Origin of the sequence: Microcoleus sp. B9-D4, assembly GCF_036705105.1 — a bacterium.
In the GTDB taxonomy this organism is placed as follows: domain Bacteria; phylum Cyanobacteriota; class Cyanobacteriia; order Cyanobacteriales; family Microcoleaceae; genus Microcoleus.
Genome location: NZ_JAUBTS010000016.1, coordinates 64,641 through 87,095 on the forward strand (window position 1 = coordinate 64,641; position 22,455 = coordinate 87,095).

Below are 22,455 nucleotides of genomic sequence, written 5' to 3' on the forward strand. Positions count from 1 at the left end.
CTTAGTTACAATTGGTTTCAATTCCTCAGTCGTGGATGCACTCTTCGTAAAAACCCGGTTTTTTCCCAAATTCTCCTTAGCACACCAATATTTTCGTAGAAATTGGGTTTCTCAAGGTAAGTTCTATTTCTGCGATCGTAAGTTTTTAGACAATCTGGTTTCTGCGCTGTCGATCGTGCTATCAAAGACTTTTACAAGTCTTTAAAAAATTGCACTCCGGTGGCAGAATGTGTGGAAATATGAATTTTGCGAGCAATTGGTTTAATTCGCTGACGGAAAGTTTACTGTCGCAGCGTCGCTACATTCCAGCAGCCTTGACTCTTTGCACAGGTACGAGTTTGTCATTGGCAGCCGCAGCCGTTGTGTGGCATTCGGAAAACCAACGAATGCAAGCTGAATTTCATCAGCAAGCCGATCGCCTGAATGTGACTTTGCAGCAAAGCATCAACAAAAATTTAGAAGTTCTGTACTCACTGGAAGCATTCTACAGGGCATCTAGTGAAGTTAGCCGACAAGATTTTAAGCAATTCGCTCAACCTGCACTTACCCGAAATACTGCTATACATTCTGTTAACTGGATTCGGCGCGTGCCTGCTGCCCAAAAAGCAGCTTACGAACGGACAATTCGAGCCGAAGGTTTTCCGGCTTTTCAAATTTACGAACGAACTCCTGACAAAAAGCAGGTCAAAGCAAAAGTGCGATCGGAATACTTTCCCATTATTTACAGAGAAGCATTAGAAGAAGATAACAAAGTGATCGGTTTTGATGTTGCCTCCAGCCCCGATCGCAAAGCAGCTTTAGAGAAATCGGTGAATACCGGGAAAATAGCGGCTTCCGCGCGGATTAAATTAGTCAGCAACAATCAACCAGGATTGCAAGTATTTCTGCCAGTACCCCGCCGCACAACTTCTGCTGATAACTCGGTCAAGGGCCGCCAAAACCTAATGGGAGTTATTGCGGGTCTGTTTCAGATCACCAGTATGGTCGATTCCTCTTTAGAATCGCTCAATTTAGACAGCATTAATTTTTACCTGTACGACAACTCCGCTACAGGGAAAGAACGCTTTCTGGTGCGCTACGACTCACAAGCTAAGCAGTTGATAGATAACCCAAAACACGAAAAGCCAGAGTTAACTAATATCCGGGGAAAAATCTGTCAATATCCGAGTGCTTGCACTCGCCTATTTAACGTAGCAGACCGCCAGTGGAAACTGTTAGTTTTGCCGGGAAAGGGGTACAAAAGTATGAGGACGCATCAGGGTTCGCTGGCAATTGGCGCGATCGGGCTATTGATGACTGGCAGCTTGACGATTTACCTGTTGATGTCTCTAGAACGTACTGCAAAAGTAGAACAGCAAGTGTACGATCGTACAATTCAACTAAAACAGCGCACCGCTGAACTAGAAACGGCACTAAAAAATTTGCAGGAAGCTCAATTTAAACTAATCCAAACTGAAAAAATGTCCAGCCTGGGGCAGTTGGTGGCTGGAGTTGCTCACGAAATTAACAATCCTGTCAACTTCATCTCTGGCAACCTGATCCATACAGGCGCATATACTAGAGAATTGCTCGAACTTGTGGAAATATACCAGCAGCAATATCCGAACCCAACGCCCGAAGTGCAAGCGAAACTAAAAGAGATCGATTTGGAGTTTATCAGTGAAGACTTGCCTAAAATCCTACAATCTATGAATATGGGTGCTCAACGGATCAGCCAGATCGTGCTTTCTCTGCGGAATTTTTCGCGCTTGGATGAAGCTGAAATGAAGTTGGTTGACATTCACCAAGGCATTGACAGCACCTTGATGATTTTGGATAGTCGGCTGAAACCAAAAGGTGATTTTTCTGGCATTAAACTCATCAAAGACTACGGGAATTTGCCCTTAGTGGAGTGCTGGGCGGGACAATTGAATCAGGTATTTATGAATGTTTTAAGCAATGCTATTGATGTTTTATCTGATGAAGAAAATCAAAAAAGGCTCGAAAAAAAGGCATCTAATTCTGCCTTTTTACCTACTATTCGGATTCGCACTGAACTTTTAAGTTCTAATTGTGTATGCGTGCGAATCGCTGACAATGGAACGGGCATGGCGGAGAATGTCAAAAAACGTTTGTTCGATCCGTTTTTTACTACCAAGCCTGTAGGCAAAGGTACTGGCTTGGGATTGTCTATCTGCTATCAAATAGTGGACAAACATCAAGGTTCGCTCAGGTGCATATCGGCTCCGGGAGAGGGAACTGAATTCTGGATTGAGGTGCCGGTGCGGCAACAGTCTAAGCAATATGTTTCTAAGGTTTCACCTGCGGTAGGTGTCAATCGATTTTAGATTTTAGATTTTAGATTTTAGATTGACTTGCGCGAGATAAATTCGGGGGCGCCTTTATCGGATACAGGTTTTTTTTTCTGGACGGATGAATCCGGGGGCTTGTCTCCTGGATGCTTTCGGTCAATTGGAATTAGCGGAACAAATCTCGCTTCTAGCGGAGTCTTGCTGGGAGCATCTCAATGAAAGCAGCCCAGCTATAAATTGGAGACAGGAGGCAGGAGGCAGGAGGCAGGAGGGGGCAGGGGGCAGAAGGCAGGAGGCAGGAGGAAAGAGGAAGAAAGAAGGAGACAGGAGGCAGGAGGCAGGAGGAAAGAGGCAGAAGGAAGGAGCCAGAAGAAGTGTTTTTACAAATATGAGATGCTCCCTAATTCCTGTTTAGAAAAGGTGAACTATCCGCACTCTACTTGGGAAAGGTGCGATGTCGCACTCTACTTTCAACGGTTAACAGTCAACAGTCAACAGTCAACAGTCAACAGTCAACAGTCAACAGTCAACTATTATAGTTATTAGCAAACCTGTGCTAATTCCCAGTGGAATATTGCCGAAAACAAATATCTGGGGTTTTACCCGTCGTAACAATTTATAATTGTAGCCAGGCCAGATTACCAATTATTAACTACGATGTCTTTACAATCTATTAGCATTCGGCCCACAACGGATCGCAAACCTGTCGCTTTGATGGTCGCTTTACATGGATGGGGTGCTAATGCTCGGGATTTGACTTCCTTAGCACCCTTTTTCAATTTGCCGGATTATCAGTTTGTGTTTCCCGATGCCCCCTTTCCCCATCCCCAGGTAACGAGTGGCAAAGCGTGGTATAACCTTCAAACCAAAGACGCTCAGGGATTGGTAGAAAGCCGCCAATTGCTGAGGGAATTTTTGCTGTCTTTGGAAAGCACCACGGGCGTGCCTTTGTCTCGCACGATTTTAGGTGGCTTTTCTCAAGGCGGAGCGATGACTCTAGATGTGGGATTGACTTTGCCCCTAGCTGGTTTAATTTGTCTGAGCGGTTATTTACACCAGATTTCACCAGTTGCGGGGAGTGTTTTGCCACCTGTTTTAATCGTACACGGTACTCAAGATACTATTGTGCCTGTTAGTGCTGCTGTGCGATCGCGCGAGAGTTTGACGGCTTGGGGAGCTGCGGTGCAGTATCGAGAATTTAACATGGGACACGAGATTCTGCCGGAAGTTATAGAGGTAATGCGAAGTTTTGTTGTAGAAACTGTGTCGAAATCTGATTAAAGGTTTAGTATATAGTATGGCGGAAGTCTCGGGCAGGGGAAAAAAATGAAAACTTTAACCAAAGCATCGCGCGATATAGCTGTACTTACTTCTCAGGACGTGGCAGAATTGGCTGTCCGTTTGGAAGTTGACGATTATACAGATCCTTTTGAGGGATTGAATGATTGGCATTTGTTGCGATCGCTTGCTTTTCAGCGGCCGGAGCTAGTTGAACCTTATCTCCACCTTCTGGATATGGAAGCCTACGACGAAGCATAGACTTAAAAATCTAGGTCAAAAAATTCGACGGAATTGAGGAAGAAGTTAGCAGCATATTTTGTTGCGGATTAAACAGATGAATTAGGGATTTGAGTCTGTTTTTATCTTAATTTCTTTCTTGATTCTTTTTTATGAAAAAATGACACCAGTTTCAAAAAAGAATGTGAATGTAGGCCAGCTCTCAACCCTGGTATTCATCAGTCATTCCCAATTTAAAATCTAAAATCTAAAATCTAAAATCTAAAATGGTATGACATGAAAGGCAGACGAATTTTAATCGGCGTTAGTGGCGGGATTGCGACTTATAAAGTTTGCGAAGTAGTTTCAACTTTAGCAAAAGCTGGAGCTGAAGTTAAAGCTATTCTTACTGATGCGGCAGGGGAGTTTGTAACGCCTTTGACTTTTGCTACTCTGTGCCGCCATCCTGCTTTTACTGACAAAGATTTTTGGCAAGCAAATCACGGCCGCCCTTTGCACATTCAACTGGGAGAATGGGCGGAAGTTTTTGTAATTGCTCCCCTGACAGCTAATACTTTGGCTAAGTTGGCGGGGGGTTTTGCTGATAATTTGCTGACTAATACTGTCTTAGCTTCTAATTGCCCAATTTTGCTGGCACCGGCGATGAATACGGATATGTGGGAACAGCCGGCGGTGCAGCGGAATTGGCGGGAAGTGTTGACTTATCGGCGCTATCATGCTGCGAATCCGGGGGCGGGAATGCTGGCGTGCGATCGCGCGGGTGTCGGCCGGATGGCAGAACCTTATGAGATTTTGCCTCATATTGAATCGCTGTTGTATGCGAAGGGCGATCGAGATTTAGCGGGGCTTCGGGTGTTGATCAGTGCGGGAGGAACGCGGGAACACCTCGATCCGGTGCGGTTTATCGGCAATCCTTCCAGCGGCAAAATGGGCATAGCTTTGGCGCAAGCTGCACAGCACCGCGGCGCTACAGTGACGCTGGTACACAGTATAACTGGCGAATTGCCGCTGTCAGGTGTGCGGGCGATCGCAGTTACGAGTGCAGAAGAAATGCGGCAGGCGATGCTGCAATGCTTCCACGATGCGGATTTGACGGTGATGGCTGCGGCGGTAGCGGATGTGAGACCGGCTGAGTACAGTAGTGAGAAATTGCCGAAGCGATCGCTCCCGAATTGTTTACCGTTGGCACCGGTAGCGGATATTGTGGCAGAGTTGGGAAAATTGAAACAGCCGCATCAAAAATTAATCGGGTTTGCAGCACAAACTGGGGATATTGTCAAGCCGGCTTTGGAGAAATTGCGGGCGAAGAAACTGGATGTAATTGCCGCAAACCCGATCGATCGAATAGGTGCCGGTTTCGGCAGCAATACCAATCAAGCAATATTAATTAATGCCGCCGGCAAGCAAGTAGAAATCGCACGTTGCAGCAAGCTAGAAATGGCTCACCGCTTGTTTGATTTTGTGAGGGAAGGGTGAGGGCGATCGAACTGCGATGATATTACTAATTGCGGATTTGTCGTTGGGCGGGGCGGGTTTTTGAGGGGCGGGTTTTTGAGAGAGTAGGTTTCTAACATAAATGGTTGGTGAAACCCGCCCCTACGATGGCTTGTAGGGGCGGGTTTTACAAATAATATTTGATGCCCGCAAACAATTTATATAAACCCGCCCCCACACAACCGATAATCTAGATTAACCTTTACTGCGATCGAAATAAGGCTACAATCAGCTAGAAATTAGCTGGTTCGGGCGATAATTCTGATTCCTCAATCTGCGTTGATTCCGAGTCAGCGGGCAACTCAATATCTGCGACAGTAATTTCTAGTTTAAATCCTAACGCTTCGAGCAATTCTACCAAACTGTAAATTTCCGAACCGCCACTTTCAGTCAGCATCTTATCGAGTTTTTCGTGATGTTCTTTTGCTGACTCCGAAAGAGCATTCATCCTGACTCGAGCCTCAATCACCTTTCTGATGGCATTTCTCAAAAGTGCGGGTTCAGGGTCTTTTTCTTCCAAGATAGCCCCGATAAAACCAGCAGCGTGTTCGGCATCTTTGAGAGATTCAATTAGGGACTCGCGGTAGCTATCGCTGGTAGGCATTTTCATTTCTTTCATAGTCTGCCGAATACTCCTTCGCTTTGAGAATATCTTGTTCTTGGGTACTTTTATCCCCACTACAGAGCAGAAGCACAAGTGTCGCTCCTATTTGTCTAAAATAAATCCGGTAGCCAGGGCCGTAGTTAATCCTGAGTTCGCAGACACCATCTCCGACTGACTTATAATCCCCCAGATTGCCGAGACTAACTCGCTCAAGCCTTGCATCAACCTTAACTTGGGCTTTGCCATCTCGTAGGGCGTAGTACCACTCTAAGAAAGGAATTCTGCCATCAGGTCGGATGTAACGTCTAATTTCCCTGGGTTGTAGTTCCATGATTTTATCGTACTTGATTAACAATTTCTATCGTAAGGGCATCGACAGTGCATTAAGTGGGCAAATAAATCATACTTAAGACAGAGGTATTCGATAGACAAAATAGTAAACCTTGTTTGAGGAAACAAAGTTTAAATCAAACAGGGGATTGTGAATGAATTTAAGATCGATCGCAAAAACCAATCTACTATTCGGCAGCCTGATAATTAGCCTCGGATTGCAAGCACTTCCAGCAGCAGCGCAATCAGTCACCGACGCGCAAGTTTCCGCCCTCGTAGAAGCGCTGCGACAAGCCGCCCCCCCACAAGCCGCAAATGACGGAATGTACAGTCAGTGGCAAGTTTTACCGAACAATATTTCCCGCTGGGCCAAATTCTGTACCAAACAAGATTTAACACCGCAACAATTTGAGGCTGACGCGACAAAAGCCAAATCAATTGTTACCTGTATCGTGGGCGATTTGCTGCGCGACGAATACAAAGCTAGCAGCAACAATGAAACAGCCGCTGTACGCCGCGCCGCTTGCTGGTGGATGACTGGCGAATCCGCAGCTTGCAAAAGTGGCGCAACTGCTACTTATGCCGATAAAGTTGTCAGCGTTTACCAGCAGCAGCGGGCTAAAAAGTAAAGTTTGTGCTGGCGGAATTTAGATTTTTTTGACCGCAGATGGACGCAGATGGTTTTGTGCGGATGGACAGATAATAGGAATTTGATATCAAATTCAATTATCCTATAAGCGCCAAAGATTCTTGAGAACATTAATCAGCTCTTTCTGTCGTCGAGCGATTACTTCTGGCGTCCATTCCTGTTCCCGCAGCACTTGGGTAGTAAGCACAAAGGGTGAAACGCCCGTTTTAGTAGTGAAATACTTCTGCTTTTTCACATCAAAATCATAATTTTTTGCCTGAGTGTTTTTCGCACCAGATAGTAAAACTAAGTTGCCAAGACGATGTACATATTGATCGCGCTCTTCCTGACTAGGAAACCACTTCATCCACTCACTATTAGCCCCTGGATTTTGGGGAAGTACGTGCTCGACAGTAATTTTGGAGAAGTTGTAAGATGCTTCACCTTCTGACAGAGCAGCATCTAAGCGCAACAAAACATAAAGACGAATTTTTTGGATTAGGTAAAGGTCACTATCGAGGACTCTAAGGATATTGTTTGACTCTTCAGGAGTAAACTGGAGCGGTGAATTGGAATTGAATAAATCTTCCTCTTGTTCAATAGCAGTAAGCAATCTGCTGTAACGTTCAATCCGTTTATTAATATTGGCGCGGACAATCATTAAACCTGCCGCAAGGCGGTCTAAATCTGTAAAAAAACGCACCAAATTATCGGGGTTATTACGGTTACGCGATAGGTAGAAAATGGCAGGCGGTATCCAGTCAACATTCTCAATTTTGTTTAACCATTTAAATAGTTGATTAATTTCCTCGGCACGCCGCTCGCTTTCATAGGTTGAGTTGTGAATTTCCGAAAAAGCCTTAGCATAAGGAGCTAAAATTTCATCAATGAATTGCTGAGACCCTGCCGCAGGATTGATGTTTTCCTGAAACTCTTTAAGGATACTCTTGCTAAGTTTTTTCTTTTCCTTAATCATCCGAATATGAGAAAACAAGTCTTTGAATAACTCGCGTCCCAGCTCCTCCTCGGTATCTTCCCACTTTTTAGTATATTTTTCTTGTTGGCTTTCGGGTATTTTTCCAATAATGTCCGCTTTCAAGATATCAGTTATGGAGAGATCCAATCCCCTGTTGTTCAACACAGAAAATATCCGATAAGCAGAGTCAAAGTCAGGCGTAGAAACCACTACCAAGAAGCACTGGGTAATGATGAACTGGGCAAGACGTATACGGTGGGATTCAGCGATAGTCTGCAAACGTTGCAAGAATAAATGTGCATTTTCTTTAATAAGCTTCTGAGTATCCATCAGCTCAGCATTGTTCAATTTTTGGAGCTTGTTAATACCACCTTCATTTTGAATATATTCCTTGAAAAATTCTGCATCTCGCTCGCGCAAAGTCAGACGGTAACGATTATCTATACCCGCGATTAAGCTGCCTCTTTGGTATAGATAAGTGGTCAAGTCATTGGCGTGTTGTGTTGGCAATGATGCTCGGAGAGCAGCTAGTAGTATGGTCAGAGTTGTTAGACGTTGCTGACCATCTACAATTTCAGCCTCTGGCGGCCCAGATTTGATCAAAACAATGCTGCCTAGAAAGTACGGGTTGAGTTGATCAATCGTGTCGTTACCATCTCCCAATGATGTTAGCAGGTCTTCCAGCAGTTCCCCAGCTTGCTCATTTGTCCAAGCATAGGGACGCTGGTAGAGGGGAATGGTAAACATAAAGTCATCGCTAAAGATTTTCCTAATGGGGTGTTCCTCACCCTTGATGCTGACACGGTTCATGCTTGGTTCCTGTGTTAGGTGTGGTTGGTAATTGCTTCTGGAAAGTCAATTTTTTCTGTTACAAGAATACCATGATCAAGCTTGGAAGAGCTAACTCTCAACTTAGCCTGTGCAGGCTGGTTTCATTCGTCCCGCCGTAGGTTTCAATCTGATCCTGAATTATCCATTTTCGACCTTACTTCTTATCAACTTTTGCACGCTGGCTAAAGCTCGATTTAATTCATAACTTTTTCTTTCCGAATTCTGCAAAAAAGCCTGCTGTTCTTCCTCAATCATTAACACATCCTGCCGCACCAAACCATCTAATAACTTTTGAGCAGCGCCGAAACAACTATCTTTGATAAACCTGCGAAACCACACAGGCAATTTGTGCAGCCGCCAAAACGCATTTAATGAGGTAAAGTGAATTAAATAAGCGCGAGTTGCTGTCTCGCTCACCGGACAAACCAAGCAGTAAATCTTAAAGTCGCTTCCCAAAGTTGAAACCCAGTGCGGGTAAACATAACTCACAGCCAGCGGTTCCGGGTGCAGTCGGCGCAAAGATTTAAAAAACAACTGAGAAATTGACCAAATTTTATCTATTTTGTAATAACTTTGTGCCTGATAGCGAGCAGTTACTTGATGCTCGTTTTCTTCTAAAGAATCTAACACCGGATTTGCCCAAGCTTGCCAATCATCGTGCAAGTGCCCGTGGTACATATCCATCAAGTTTTCAATTAAAAATGAATAGTGTGCCTGACAGTCGATGACTGAAACAGTGGCAATATAATTGAGATGTTCCCACTCTGGCAAATCCAGTAAATTAGTTTTTTCTGCTTGCGTTTCGTCGCCGGGAAACAGCCAGATAAAACCGTTTTGTTCCTTGACTGGATAGGAGCGAATTTTGCAGTTAGGTAGCTTTTGATTTTCTGCTAAATAATCGACTTCGGCGCATTCTCCCCTTGCATTTAACCGCCATCCGTGGTAAGCACATTCGATTAAATCGCCTTTAACTTTGCCGTGGCTGAGTTTAACTTGTCGGTGCGGACATCTATCTTCTAAAGCGTTGATTTTGCCTGCACTGTCGCGAAAAAGTACGATCGCCCGATTCCAGATTTTCGCAGCTAGCGGCCCAGTTTCCACCTCGCTGCTGCGGGCGATCGCATACCACCGATCGAGATTAATACCCAACTGGCGGAGGTGAGTTTTTTCTCCCTTGGCACTTACCGATTTTATCGCGTTGTTTTGCATTACAAATGTTCCCAAATTACGCCCATAAAACAACCCAATTTTACAAAATAACAGCCCGGAAAGCAACGACCGTAAATTTTTCTAAATCTCCGTTCAGACAAATACCTATCGCTAGCTAAATGCTTCAACCACCCCGGCGACAATCGAAACTTTAATAATCTTAAAGCATTGCGAAATCCGTAGGTGGAACAGTCTGGTCTAAAATCTCTCGCAGCACCTAATATGTAGCCTATTGTAGCAGGTGTTTCCACTTCCGAAATATTATCTAAAAACACGATTTTTCCGTGCGGATTTAACATTTTTTTAATGACATTGAGGGCGGCGGGGAGGTTGGGCAGGTGGTGAAAAGTAGCAGCACTAACTATTAAATCAAATTGGCGATCGAGCGCTAATTGACTGGCATCCATTTGGATATATTCGATATTGGGGGCTGAGCGTTTTTGACGGGCTATATCTAGCATTTTTGCTGACAAATCGACGGCCACTACATGATCGTAATACTGGGCTAATTCAAAAGCAAGAATTCCAGAACCGCAGCCAATATCTAATGCTGCACCTTTGCTGGCTGATAGGTTGTTAGTAAAGAAAGCGTTCTGGTTTTGCAAGGTGGCAGCAAAATCGTATTCTGTTGCAAAAGCATCAAACATTACAGATTTATTGCGAATTTTGCAGTTACTATTCAGCATCTATTATTGCTTTATACTGATTCAATAATATTTTAACCGCATATCCACCCTGCTTAACGCAGATATTTTTTGGGTTCGCAAGCTCTGCCTTTTCCCCTCAGCGAAACCACCCCCGCAAACCGTAACTCATCTTAAAAAAAGAATCCAACTTTAGGATACCTCCAAACCCTTCTTGAGTCAGTCATTCCTATTTCTTCAAATCTATAATCTAAAATCTCAAATCTAAACTGGTAGGGGTGGGGGCGGGTTTCACCGAGGATACCAGCCGATGATTGACGATTTATAAAGCCCGCCCCACTGCAAACCTTAGATTTTTAACACGCCTTCGGGATTCACCGTCAAGAGCGATCGCCTCTGCAAACCCTCCTGAGATAAAATAGCATTAGCTGCCAACAAACCGCTGCTAACCGCCCTTTCCATTAAACCGCACGGAAACGGCATTTTCACCCAATCTCCCGCAAACAACAGATTCGGAACAGCACAGCAAGTTTCTGGTCTTTCTGCATAACTACCGGGCGGATATCCAGAGAAATTCTTTTGATTTACCAATTCCCGGTGCAGCATATTTGCCTCTTTTAATTCCGGTACAATTTCGTACAATTCTTGCTCAAAAGTCGCCAGCAAAACTTCCTGATTCGGAAATTCCTTCTCCTTGTAACAATAAGCGTGCAGTTCCACAACACTACCGCCCGTTTTCTGATTCCACTCTATGAACTGATCCTGAATTCGGTGGTAAAGCGTGATGCTGTCAGTCAGTTTGTAGCCGGAAAGCGAACTGAAATTGCTGTGTTCCCAGGGAAATTCGCGATCGAACCAAAAACGACCCACCGCAAACGGATCGGCTATTTTCAAACTCTCGATCCGACTCTGCACCTCCGGATTCACCTCACCGCTAGCCAAACTAAACAAATGCTGCATCCCCGGAACATCGGCCGCCAAAACATAATAATCAGCCTTCAATGTTTCTCCCAAATTTTGAGTCTTGGAATTGGTCGCGGCGGAGACCAACTGTACCTCATCGGCTTTTTCATCGACTACCTTAAATCGAGGCAAATCCCGCTGAGCAGGCCCGCTGACAACTCGCCCTTCGGCATCAAAAACGGCGCCGTGACAAGGACAGTGAAATTGACCGTCGTTTTGTTTCTGAACTGTGCAGCCTTGGTGAGTGCAGCTCAGAGAAATTGCCTCTTTTCCCGATGGTGCGGCGACAAATACGCTGTCCCCAGCGCCGAAATATTCCGTAGAGTTGCTGTCAGTTAACAGCGCGTTTCGCTTCACCCAAAAAGGTATTTTACTTTGCACATCTCCCGACTGGTAACTCAGAGAATCAATCTTGCCGTTTTCCCAGCGAATCTCACTGACTGCGACATCTGTTAATACTTTGCCGCCTTTGCTTTCAATGGCTTTGGCAATAGGCTGCACCAAACTCGTACCCATATCTTGCCGCGTGCCGTTGAAGGCCAAACCCTCTGGATTTCCGAAAAAGTAAAAGTGGAAAAATTGCATTAATTCTCCCGCGCTCAATTCGTCGGGAGCGTTGAGGCTGGACTTGGCAAAAGGCAGAAAATACAAGTCATAAAGTCCGCGAGGAAATTCACCTTTTACCCAGTCGGCCACTGATATATTGTCGAGGCGATCGAAAGTTTTTTGAGTTTGAAAACCGCCGATTTCCCGAAATACTTGCCAGTGAGCGGGTTTTGTAAGATTGATTCCCCACTTGAGCCGGTTGGGAGAAGATATCCCCAAGTCAACTATATTCCAGGGAAAAGCTGAATGGTTTGGACGGAAAACTTCTGGTTGGTATTTGCCGTCTCGAAACACAACCGCGTAGGATTCTAAAGATACAAAGTTATCGCTAATTTCTAGTTCTTCAACCACACTTTTGAGGTTGTAGTATTGCGGAAAAAAACCGTGGAAACCGTGTTCCATCATAAAAGTTTCGTTCCCGACTTGTATCGGCCAACTAGCAATTTTGCCGCCGAGTTGGGGCGATTTGTCGAGCAATGTTACGGCGAAACCCCGCTGACTGAGCTCGTAAGCACAGGCGAGCCCTGCCAAGCCTGCGCCTACAACTACAACGGTTTTGCGGTTATTCAGCATTCGCGGCAAGTCAAGAGAATCTTGCACAAAAACGGCGGGCTCTGGCTTGGAAAATCGAGAGTAGCCCAGCAGCCCGCCTGCGGCACCGACTCCGAGGAATTTGAGGGCGGTTCTTCGAGAAACTGGTTGGGATAGCGGTGAATTGGTTGATTGACTCATCAGCGGTATGCGGTAACGGGCTTTAAACACAAAGACGCCATAAGGCATATATCATAGACCGAAATCAGGATATGTGAAGAAATACTAAGACACATCCCCCAATCGGATCGCGATCCTCTTCGAGGGCTTCGCTAACGCACCGTGCCAAGTTCGATCGCACACAATGTATAGCAGAAGGAAGAAGGCTTCAGTTATCTAGGAGAGAAGCAAGAATCAACAAGGAAAAAGCGATCGACAGCATAGCGTAAAATTCTCTAAATAATTAAGTGTTTTTATTTATAACTTAGGAGTGTGGGTGATCTATAGCCTTTTTCAAAAAGGTGAGGTACGAATTTTGACCTGGAAAGCTTGACAATACAGGGTTTCTGTATACCTCATTTATCTGAGAACCGCTGTATGTCACACTTATGGGATCGGGAAAAGTGCGATCAATTTTATAGTTTTTAAGCGCAGATCGATCGCGCGCTTCCCTCCCCTGCCACGCAAAAAAACCGAACAACCCGCATTAATTGATGTTGCTCAACTCTTGGCAACAGTCGCCACTGATACTTAAAAATTAGGATATTTGCCGGCAAAAATTTAGGTCAAAATCAGTCTCGGCGAATTGTACGAAATAACCGGGAAGATATCCGAGGTAAAACAATAAATCAGGAGATTTTAAAGTAAGTCAGCGCGAAAAAACCTAAATATTTTCAAATAAGTAAATACAGATAATATATCGAGTAAGGTAACTCGATATATCGACGATCGATGCAGGGTATTCCTCGCTTAATACCAACACAAAACCCTATTAAAACTGAGAACCACGGATGTGCCACAAAAAATCAAAGACACCCGTATAGGTAATGCCGATTAAATGTACCTGGCTGGTATGGAAAAAACAGGACTTACTTGAAGAAACCGGGTTTTTGCGTAAGTCCTGTTTATGCAAAACCCCTGCATAATTTACAAAATTTTACATAAATCGCGCATTTCTGGGTGCGGGGACTCTGTTGGTGCCGATGTCCACACCCTACGGTAGATATTTGCGGTTGGTCTTGAATGCTATAATCGTGCCGCGATCGCCAGCACAGTCAAAATTCACCCACATCCAAACTTTTGCCAACTGCTGCCGCCAACGGCGCCATTAACCGCCCCAAAATCATGCACTACCAATCCCAGCAGCAACGCCAAAAACACACGACTCAGAAAAAAATTAAAAAAGCTATTTTTTACTGTGTGATAGCAATATTTTTCTGCTGGAGCACCGCGAACCTCGCTACAATTGCCCAAAACACAGACCAGGGCGGGCCGGGCGGGCAAGAAATGAGAAATTTGCTCGATCGGGGAAACCTCACCGAAGCCGTAACCAGAATCGAAGAAAGCTGGGAAGAAGACTATCAAACATACTTTGAACAAGACTTTGAAACCCGTGCGAAAACAGCCGAAGCAATATCAAAAACTCTCTCCAGGCTAGCAGTTCAAACCAAGAAAAAACCCGCTTTAATTTATGCTATCCCACGCACCGACCAACTAGAATTAATCTTAATATTGCCCGATCGCCCGCCCATTCTCCGCAGCGTCCCGGAAGCCAAACAAGAGAAACTGCTCTCAGTAGTCCAAGAATTAGGTGGCGAAATTACCAACCCGGTAAAACTCAAAACTACCACCTATATAGAACCAGCCCAACAACTCTACAAATGGATAGTTGCACCCCTAAAAACAGATTTGCAAACAGCAAAAATTGAAACCTTGCTGTTCTGCGTCGGCCAAGGTTTGCGAACCGTACCCCTAGCAGCAATGCACGACGGACAGCAATTTTTGATCCAAAAATATAGCCTCGCCCGCATCCCCGCGTTCAAATTTCTAGACAGCAATTACACCGACCTCAGAAACGCGCAAGTCCTAGCAATGGGAGCATCAAATTTCTCAGAAACGGCGAACAAAGAACCGCTGCCAGCAGTTCCATTAGAACTAGGCGCGATCGCCCGACAGTGGGCCGGTCAATCCTTTCTCAACGAAGATTTCACCATAGTAAACTTGCAATCCCAGCGACTGCAACAAAAATACGGAATCATCCACCTCGCCACCCACGCCGAATTCCGCCCCGGAACCCCAAATAACTCCTACATTCAATTTTGGGACACGCAACTTAGACTAGATCAAATGAGAGATTTAAAATGGAACAATCCGCCTCTGGAACTGTTAGTATTAAGTGCTTGTAGAACCGCGTTGGGAGACAGAGAAGCAGAACTCGGATTTGCCGGTTTAGCGCTGCAATCGGGAGCAAAATCAGCCCTCGCCAGCTTGTGGTACGTCAGCGATGCGGGGACTCTCGCCCTGATGACAGAGTTTTACCAGCAGTTAAAAATCAGCAAGCCAAAAGACCCTCCTATCATTAAAGCTGAAGCTCTCAGGCAAGCACAAATTGCTGCGATCGAAGGCAAAGTGACGATCGAAAACCGTCAACTGCGAAGTTCCAGGGGCGAAACTCCCTTGCCCCCGTCCATCCCCAAACTCGACAGCAAAGATTTATCCCATCCGTATTATTGGGCAGCTTTCAGCATTATCGGCAGTCCTTGGTGAATTCTGATTGAAAATGGCTAAGTTAAAATAACGTTATCCCTCCTCTAATGCAACCATTCTCCGATCGCATATGACCGAAGCCGCCACAATCAACACTCAACTCATCGATACCCTCACCCAAATTATCCTCGCCCTCACCGAGGAAGAGCGCCACATCCTCATCCATAAACTTCTAACTCCAAATCAAACTTCAGACACTACAAAGGCCGATCGAGAAACTCTGAAGCAGGAAATAGCGATCGGTGTAGAACAGCTTCAGACAGGACAATATACAGAGTACGATGACAATTCTCTGCCGAATCTTCTCCTTACTATCAAACAACGCGGACAACAACGCTTACAACAGGAGTAAGTGCCCGTGAATCGCTATCGCCTTTCCCAGCAAGCGGAAAAAGATTTAGAAGATATATGGATTTATCTGGCACAGCAGGACGAACTTGGCGCCGAGCTCCAAATGGTGCGATTGCTAGATCGCTTTCCCATGCTTGCCCAATCCGAATATGGGGCGACAGCGAACTGAACTCCTCACAGGATTGAGAAGTTTTCCCGTCAAACCTTACATTATTTTCTACATAATTCTCCCAGAGAGAGTCGAGATTGTGAGAGTCCTGCATCAATCGCGGGATATAGAAGGACAATTTTAGCGATCGAGCCAAATGCCGACTTCTCGATCGCCTATATATCTTTCTGAACGTAACTCTTGACCGATCGAGGTGATAAACTGTACAACATATAGTAATTCAATGCCTGTAGCTGCAAAAAAAACCACCTACCGCAAACCTTTCAGCAACATAGCGGGGGTCTTCTAGAGAAAAGAAAAGATGAAAAAATTAGAATTTTTGCTACAGAAAGAAGGCGATCGCGCCTGGTTGCCCCTAGAAACCTCCGACGTGGAAATTCTAGAAGGAAAATACCGCGTTGTTGCTCGCATTCAGCATCCCAACACCGACATCGAAATTCGCGTTACCCATACCTCCTTCGACCAAGGGGCGCAGCGGAAAGTCCAAAGCCGATCGGCCCGCACCAACCCCGAAGGATTAGTCGTGATCATTCCCTACACCAGGCTCAAACCCGGACTGTGGGAACTCTCCTGCTTGCCAGATCCCAAATCAACACCACTAAAACCTTGGCAGTACGGCGTTCAGTTGGAAGTATTGCCCGCAGAATCGGAAACCTCCGAACCCCTACCGCCGATCGACCAAATCGAACCCGCAATTTCCCCCGCAGCCCCACAAATAGCTTCCCCGATCGATCGCCCAGCCCCACAAATCGCTTCCCCGGTCGATCGGCCCGCATTAACCCAAATCCCTGCAGCCGATTCAGCACCCCAGCAGACCAAAATCTACCAATTTCCTATTCCCCAAACCCCCGAACCAAAACCGGGCGTCCAACTCGAACTCGTCCTCGATCGAGAAACCTTCGTCACCCAACTCGGTCGCCCCTTAATCATTTCCGGCAAAATCGACATTCCCCAACACCCCCAACAAAGCAGAAAAACAGCAACTCTGATCCCCGAATCCGAAGCACTCGAACTCAAACAACTCATCGGTTCAGCACAACTGCAAATTTACCTGCGTGACCCCCAAACCTCAAAAATTCTCGCAGAAATCCAGCAGCCGATGCCAGAACAAGTTCCCCCCTGCATCTTTGCTTGCGTCACCTACATCCCAACCGAGTGCAAAAGCCGCCTCATTTTAGGAGAAGCAATTCTCAGCAGCGGCGGCGTCACCTTAGCCACCAAACTATTCACAATTACAGCCCGTTTAGAGCACCTTCTAGAGGAAATTAAAGACAATTTCATCGAAGAAAAGCATCAAGCCGAACCCTCCCCAACAGCCTCAAAACCGTCTGGAAGCGCCAAAAATATATCCTTCCTCAAGCTAGTAGAAAAATCCTTAGACCCTCCCTCCCCCGCCGAAGTCCCAAGCAAGGAAGCCCTACCCCCTCTACTGGCTTCGCGTCACACCCCAAGTGCAGGCGGTCTAGAATTGCCCGCATTCGGTAACAAACTGCCCGACAGCAGCCGATCGCAATTGCTTTCGGAAATCTCCGATTCGCCTCGAACTGCCCCAGAGTCGATCGACCCACAAACCAAACCCTCAGACATCCCCAATCCCACTCAAACAGCCGAAATCGGAGCGATCGACCAAAAACCCGAAAACAGCCCTGAATTAAAAACAACAGCCCCAGAAACCCCGCCAGCACCCACCAAACAGGCATTTCAAACCTTAAACGTCGAAAGTCGATTTTGGTCGCGACTGAGTTCCCTAGCCAGCAACGGCGAATCCCCCGACTGGCTGAAAGCAACCACCCTGTCACCAAATCCAACAGCCGCCCCAAATAGCAGCGACGAAATTGCCGTTGTGGAAGAAGAAACCAGCCCAACCCAGCAGCAGCCCGAAACCAGCGAAACAAATTCCGATCCCAAATCTACTAGCCCGGAAGCCAGAGAATTTGTGGTTTTTGACGAGCCCCCGCAGCCGAAACAAGTTGCTCAAAAAACCGCAACTGTCGCAGCAGAAGTAACTCCCCCGACTCCCTACGTTTTGCCAGAAGACGAGTTAGTACCGATGCCAATTTTGGAATTGCCGCGCGCCGAAATCATCGCGGGCCAGGCTGTAAAAGTGCAAGTGCAACTCCCGGAATTAATGCCCCGGATTTATGTAAAAGTTTGGGTGTACGATCGGCAAACCTACCTGATTCTCGACGGGCCGCGCTGGATTACCGAATTTAAAGCTAACGGGTTTGGAAATGTTCGAGCAAGTGTCGAGTTAGAGATTCCCTACGGCTGCATGGAAGTCGAATTTGAGGCGATCGCCGTCGAAATGCAAACTCAGCGGGAAAGCCACAAAATAAGCGTTCACCGCCAAGTTTTACCTCCAGCCGGGCCAACTTTACCCCTCGAAGGGTAAGCCCAAATCCGCCTGCATCCCCGTTCATCCGCTGACATCTGCGGTTAAAAAATCCTACTTACTTCCGGGCCAACTGCCGAAACTTCTTCTTAAACTTATTCTTATACACGTAGATCGATCGCTGTAAATCCTCCACTTGCAGCGACATCTGGGCCGCCAAACCCGTGCGGTTCCAAACATCCTCCTGACACTTGCGGCGGCAAAAAGTCATCGGTTCCGAGTAAACTTTCCCATTAGATAAAGTTGGCTTCGGCCCGCACCAGTGAATCACAGTCGCCTGAGTGCGATCGCCCGCAGGCCCGCTTGACTCAACCGGAAACCGCTTTCTCAGCAAATCCTGGTCAAAATCCGGCACCAACAACTGCATATCCACATTCTGCACCCGCAGCCGATTTTCTTGCGCCGCCCGGAAAATCATAAAGTTCAAAAAACCCATTTCTCCGTACTTAAATATCTTCGGATTTGCCGCTGTAAAATCTAAAATTTCCACGTATTCTTCCAAGCTAAAAACGCCGCGCTTAGCAAAGAAAGTACCCGTGCAGAAATAGTTCGATCGCGATTCCGACCACCGAAAATTCGGGAAATGCTTCTCAACACCCGGAATATCAAAGAAAAATTCCGAAACATCAGCATCCGGGTAATCGTAACAAGGCTTGTCTACAATAAAATCAAAGTCTTGAAAATTAGCCAACTTGAGAACATCGCCCCAGACGATCGTATCGGCATCCAAAACCATAAAATTTGACCAAGGACTTTCCCAGAAAGCAATCATTTTAGTTTTGCCCCAACCAAAACTTCTTTTCCTGAGAACCTCTTCAGAAACAGTTGTGCGATTTATAACTCGCACCCCATAGGATTTTTCCAAAGCACTCACAGAAAACGTACCGTCAATCAACAGACAAATCGGCACATCTCCCAGGAAATAGCGGATGCTAGCACAGCAACCCTTAGCAAACAGATAATCTTGGTCGCAGCAGGCAATAATAATACCAAAATCTTCCATAAACCCTCACTGTTTTACTAATACCAGTTACCCGAAATAATGCAAGTGTATGCCCGTGTTTCCAACTTGTATGTCCTCAGTTATTCCCTATTCTTTAATCGAAAATCGAAAATCGAAAATGGTATAACTTGCTCACCCCCAGCGTTTGGGTTCTTTGTTCTGACAGCAGCTCTATTTTCGACTTTTGCATTTTCGCCAGCTTAGCACTAAACTCCTGCGATCGTCCGTAGGCAAAAACATCGTTAAAACCGCTAGGAATCTTGGGCATAGTTGGTCTGTCAAGCAAGTGAGCTTTCCCTGCGCCAACAGCGGGTCAAGCACCACCAGTTGCAGTCGCACTCAAACAACAAAAAAGTTGTGTTAAAATAGCGGGAAATTAAACCCGCCGACGGTTAGTCTCAAAAATGGCGATCGTCCTGGCAAGTCCCGACAGCAGCGGGCATCAAAAAACCAAAATTGGTCAAGCCTGAACTTTGGTTTGGATCGGGTAAGTCTACCAGCCTTTAGGTCTCAGTTCCCCACTCATTGCGGGAAAATAGCCCCTGCCGGGTCGCGAGGTTTAAAGTTAGGTTAAAAAGCTTGACATTAGAGGATATAAAGCTGTATAAGGGATGCGACAAGCAGCCACAATCCTACCTATAACTGTATGTTAAGTCGGGCGTAACCGAGGACTCTCGGCAGTTGTCAGTTAGAAGCAGATTGTGGTCGAACCCGTAGAACCAGTTGTCGATCGCCCGCAGAGCAACTCAAGCAAGTCGGGCGATCGAGAGATGAAATTAGCAGGTGATGGTATAATCAACCGTAAGGTAATGTGGGCTTGACCTGAATTGATGCCTGGGGTATAAGGGCTCAGCCCCCTACGTTCAAGCAGAAGTAGACACGCCTACTGTGAATCAACAGTGAATCAACAGTTATGGATAGGTTCTATTTTGGCAGTTATTGTCAACAGGCAAGCAACCACAAAAATTAGCAGTTGGGAATTGCTGCTCGTCGAGTTGAATAGAGTGTGAAGGTGTGAGGAAAATGAACAGAACTTTTTGGAATTTACTGCTAGTATCCCCGGCAATTCTGGGGCTATCATCAGTCATGAGTGCCACTGCGATCGCCGCAGAAGTGACCGCAACCGCTGAAGCCAACCAGCTAGCTACAGCTCAGTCATCTGAGTCAAAAATTGCAGAAATAGTTGGAGAAATAGTTGCAGAACCAGTTGCAGCAGCCCCTGCTGCCCCAGAAAAGCTGGCTTTAAACAACAGCGTCGAAGTGGCCCAAACCCCGGTCGTTAACGAAGCAGACGCTGAAAAACTCGCCTCAATCGAACCACAAACCAGCGCTGCAGCACTGCCAACAACACTGCAAACAACAGGGAGCGACATCGAGTTAGCAGCCCCAATCGCTCCGGCCAGCGCCCCAGCAGTGACTGAACCCCTAGCAGCAGCAGGCACTGCCGAATCCTCGCCCCAAGCATCAGACTTGGCAGAGCCAATCAGCCAGACAGAAACCCCTGGGAAAATTGAAGTGCCAGCAGTCGCCAGCACCCCAGCTACTACCCCAGCTACTACCCCAGCTACTAAGGTAGAAATTGCTCAGACACCAGCCGCCGGAATGGGCGGCCCCATCGTCCCTGTTGCTCCCCAAGCGCTGCCGGCCCAACCGTCGGGAACCATGTCCCAGGTGACATCAGTCACTCAGCTATCCGACGTGCGGCCGACAGATTGGGCGTTCCAAGCCCTGCAATCCCTAGTCGAACGCTACAGTTGTATCGTAGGTTATCCCGACGGCACCTACCGCGGCAACCGCGCCCTGACTCGCTACGAATTTGCAGCCGGCGTCAACGCTTGCTTAGACAGCATAACCCAACTAATTGGGTCAACAGGTAACTTGGTTACCCGAGACGACTTAGCCATCCTGCAACGCCTGCAAGAAGAATTTGCAGCCGAACTCGCTACCCTGCGCGGACGAGTAGACGGTCTAGAAGCTCGCACCGCAGAACTCGAAGCCAACCAGTTCTCCACCACCACCAAATTGGCAGGAGAAGCTATTTTTGCCGTCAGCGACACCTTCGGAGATGGTGTCGGCCTTGACGACGACAAAACCTCTACCAACTTCGGCTACCGGGTGCGCTTGAACTTCAACACCAGCTTCACCGGTCGAGACTTGCTCAGAACCCGCTTGCAAGCAGTCAACACCGCCCGCTACGATAGAGCCACCGCTACCGGTACCAACATGGCTCGCTTGGCCTTTGACGGCGATGATGGCAGCCAATTCACACTAGACGAACTGTACTATCGGTTCCCGGTCGGTCGCGCTACAGTCTTTGTCGGTCCTAAAGGACTTGACCTAGATGAAATTGCAGACCAGGCTTCTACCTTTGGTAACTCTACGAGTTCGGGTTCACTTTCCAGATTTGGAGTACGCAACCCGGCAGTATTCCGCGGCCCGCAGGGAGCAGGCGCAAGTGTGAGTTTCAACTTGGGCAGCCTCCGAGCTACCGCAGGCTATCTCGCCGGCGACAGCGATGCTCCTAACCCCGCAAACGGCAGGGGCGTTTTCAACGGTTCTTTCAGCGCTTTGGGTCAGATCGGCTTTTTTAGCAGACCGTTTGACTTGGGCTTGACTTACACCCGGAAATACAATCGGGCAGGCGATGTTAGCCTCATGGGCGGCGTCGGCAGTGCCTTGGCTAACCGGCCCTTCGATCAATCACCCACCGCATCAGATAACTTTGGCGTGCAAGTTAACTTCAAACCCAGCAGTCGCTTTCAGATTGGCGGTTGGTACGGTTATACGAAGGCTGAACAACTCCGGGGCGGCAACAATGACGCTACCATCCAGAATGGTGCTATCACTGTGGCCCTGGGAGATTTTGCCCGACAAGGCAACGTCCTCGGTTTTGTCTTCGGTGTACCGCCAAAAGTTACTGAGAGTGATGTCGCCAGAAATCGCAACACCTCTTATCACTTAGAGGGTTTCTATCGCTTCCAAGTCAATGACTTTATCTCAGTGACACCGGGCGTTTACGTGATTCTGAATCCCGAACACAACAACAGAAACGACGATATCTGGGTCGGACTCCTCCGTACTACCTTTAGTTTCTAAGGCTTCCAGACATCTAGTTACAGCTAAAAGCGGCAGGCGACTGCCGCTTTTAT

At 46.8% G+C, this 22,455-nt stretch carries 20 protein-coding genes; 11 read left to right on the top strand and 9 right to left on the bottom strand.

Going from position 1 to position 22,455, the window contains the following annotated elements; all coding sequences use genetic code 11:
• Positions 1-239: 239 nt before the first annotated feature.
• The 4 genes from QUB24_RS12495 to coaBC all read left to right on the top strand — a co-directional run bounded on the left by QUB24_RS12495 (position 240) and on the right by coaBC (position 5,285).
• Positions 240-2,327: a CHASE domain-containing protein gene (locus QUB24_RS12495; protein WP_333153472.1), complete on the top strand. Its 2,088-nt coding sequence runs from the start codon at positions 240-242 to the stop codon at positions 2,325-2,327.
• A 621-nt stretch (positions 2,328-2,948) separates the two neighbouring features.
• On the top strand, positions 2,949-3,572 hold the full coding sequence (locus QUB24_RS12500) for an alpha/beta hydrolase (RefSeq protein WP_333153473.1): 624 nt from the start codon (positions 2,949-2,951) through the stop codon (positions 3,570-3,572).
• A gap of 45 nt (positions 3,573-3,617) precedes the next feature.
• A complete protein-coding gene (gene isiD, locus QUB24_RS12505) occupies positions 3,618-3,830 on the top strand; it encodes a protein IsiD (protein ID WP_006632739.1) in 213 nt (70 codons plus the stop codon).
• A 255-nt stretch (positions 3,831-4,085) separates the two neighbouring features.
• Positions 4,086-5,285 (top strand): bifunctional phosphopantothenoylcysteine decarboxylase/phosphopantothenate--cysteine ligase CoaBC, encoded by a 1,200-nt coding sequence (coaBC, locus tag QUB24_RS12510; protein ID WP_333153474.1) that lies wholly within the window; start codon positions 4,086-4,088, stop codon positions 5,283-5,285.
• A gap of 250 nt (positions 5,286-5,535) precedes the next feature.
• Here coaBC and QUB24_RS12515 read toward each other — a convergent pair whose 3' ends face one another.
• Entirely contained in the window at positions 5,536-5,907 is a 372-nt protein-coding gene (locus QUB24_RS12515) for a transcriptional regulator (RefSeq protein ID WP_333153475.1), read from the bottom strand.
• Positions 5,891-6,238 (bottom strand): type II toxin-antitoxin system RelE/ParE family toxin, encoded by a 348-nt coding sequence (locus tag QUB24_RS12520; RefSeq protein WP_333153476.1) that lies wholly within the window; start codon positions 6,236-6,238, stop codon positions 5,891-5,893. The genes QUB24_RS12515 and QUB24_RS12520 overlap by 17 nt, the downstream gene beginning before the upstream one ends.
• A gap of 154 nt (positions 6,239-6,392) precedes the next feature.
• Here QUB24_RS12520 and QUB24_RS12525 point away from each other — a divergent pair, with 154 nt between their 5' ends.
• The gene (locus QUB24_RS12525; protein ID WP_333153477.1) at positions 6,393-6,866 is read left to right on the top strand and encodes a hypothetical protein; all 474 of its coding nucleotides are present in this window, start codon (positions 6,393-6,395) and stop codon (positions 6,864-6,866) included.
• A gap of 102 nt (positions 6,867-6,968) precedes the next feature.
• On the opposite strand, the gene QUB24_RS12530 is transcribed toward QUB24_RS12525, so the two are convergent.
• The 4 genes from QUB24_RS12530 to QUB24_RS12545 all read right to left on the bottom strand — a co-directional run bounded on the left by QUB24_RS12530 (position 6,969) and on the right by QUB24_RS12545 (position 12,826).
• Entirely contained in the window at positions 6,969-8,651 is a 1,683-nt protein-coding gene (locus QUB24_RS12530) for a DUF262 domain-containing HNH endonuclease family protein (RefSeq protein WP_333153478.1), read from the bottom strand.
• A gap of 159 nt (positions 8,652-8,810) precedes the next feature.
• Entirely contained in the window at positions 8,811-9,881 is a 1,071-nt protein-coding gene (locus tag QUB24_RS12535) for an aromatic ring-hydroxylating dioxygenase subunit alpha (RefSeq protein WP_333153479.1), read from the bottom strand.
• Entirely contained in the window at positions 9,881-10,567 is a 687-nt protein-coding gene (locus QUB24_RS12540; protein WP_333153480.1) for a methyltransferase domain-containing protein, read from the bottom strand. Before QUB24_RS12540 ends, QUB24_RS12535 begins: the two co-directional genes overlap by 1 nt.
• Before the next feature lie 306 nt (positions 10,568-10,873).
• Positions 10,874-12,826 carry an FAD-dependent oxidoreductase gene (locus tag QUB24_RS12545; protein WP_333153481.1) on the bottom strand — a complete coding sequence of 651 codons (1,953 nt, stop codon included), beginning with the start codon at positions 12,824-12,826 and terminating at the stop codon, positions 10,874-10,876.
• Between the two features lie 1,143 nt (positions 12,827-13,969).
• Between QUB24_RS12545 and QUB24_RS12550 the strand changes: the two genes are divergently transcribed.
• The 4 genes from QUB24_RS12550 to QUB24_RS12565 all read left to right on the top strand — a co-directional run bounded on the left by QUB24_RS12550 (position 13,970) and on the right by QUB24_RS12565 (position 16,035).
• Positions 13,970-15,391, top strand: a complete 1,422-nt coding sequence (locus tag QUB24_RS12550; protein WP_333153482.1) for a CHAT domain-containing protein — start codon at positions 13,970-13,972, stop codon at positions 15,389-15,391.
• Between the two features lie 70 nt (positions 15,392-15,461).
• Positions 15,462-15,743 carry a hypothetical protein gene (locus tag QUB24_RS12555; RefSeq protein WP_333153484.1) on the top strand — a complete coding sequence of 94 codons (282 nt, stop codon included), beginning with the start codon at positions 15,462-15,464 and terminating at the stop codon, positions 15,741-15,743.
• Positions 15,744-15,749: 6 nt separating this feature from the next.
• The gene (locus QUB24_RS12560; protein WP_333153485.1) at positions 15,750-15,911 is read left to right on the top strand and encodes a hypothetical protein; all 162 of its coding nucleotides are present in this window, start codon (positions 15,750-15,752) and stop codon (positions 15,909-15,911) included.
• Positions 15,892-16,035, top strand: coding sequence for a type II toxin-antitoxin system RelE/ParE family toxin (locus QUB24_RS12565; protein ID WP_333153486.1), 144 nt, complete (start codon positions 15,892-15,894; stop codon positions 16,033-16,035). The genes QUB24_RS12560 and QUB24_RS12565 overlap by 20 nt, the downstream gene beginning before the upstream one ends.
• Here QUB24_RS12565 and QUB24_RS12570 read toward each other — a convergent pair.
• On the bottom strand, positions 16,032-16,160 hold the full coding sequence (locus tag QUB24_RS12570) for a hypothetical protein (protein ID WP_333153487.1): 129 nt from the start codon (positions 16,158-16,160) through the stop codon (positions 16,032-16,034). The two genes, QUB24_RS12565 and QUB24_RS12570, sit on opposite strands and share 4 nt — an antisense overlap.
• 52 nt (positions 16,161-16,212) lie before the next feature.
• Between QUB24_RS12570 and QUB24_RS12575 the strand changes: the two genes are divergently transcribed.
• Positions 16,213-18,303, top strand: coding sequence for a hypothetical protein (locus tag QUB24_RS12575; protein WP_333153488.1), 2,091 nt, complete (start codon positions 16,213-16,215; stop codon positions 18,301-18,303).
• 58 nt (positions 18,304-18,361) lie between these two features.
• Here the strand turns inward: QUB24_RS12575 and QUB24_RS12580 are convergent, their stop codons facing one another.
• The gene (locus QUB24_RS12580) at positions 18,362-19,306 is read right to left on the bottom strand and encodes a hypothetical protein (protein WP_333153489.1); all 945 of its coding nucleotides are present in this window, start codon (positions 19,304-19,306) and stop codon (positions 18,362-18,364) included.
• A gap of 94 nt (positions 19,307-19,400) precedes the next feature.
• Positions 19,401-19,574, bottom strand: a complete 174-nt coding sequence (locus tag QUB24_RS12585; RefSeq protein WP_333153491.1) for a hypothetical protein — start codon at positions 19,572-19,574, stop codon at positions 19,401-19,403.
• 755 nt (positions 19,575-20,329) lie between these two features.
• Here QUB24_RS12585 and QUB24_RS12590 point away from each other — a divergent pair.
• Positions 20,330-22,402 carry an iron uptake porin gene (locus QUB24_RS12590; protein WP_333153492.1) on the top strand — a complete coding sequence of 691 codons (2,073 nt, stop codon included), beginning with the start codon at positions 20,330-20,332 and terminating at the stop codon, positions 22,400-22,402.
• Positions 22,403-22,455 lie beyond the last annotated feature (53 nt).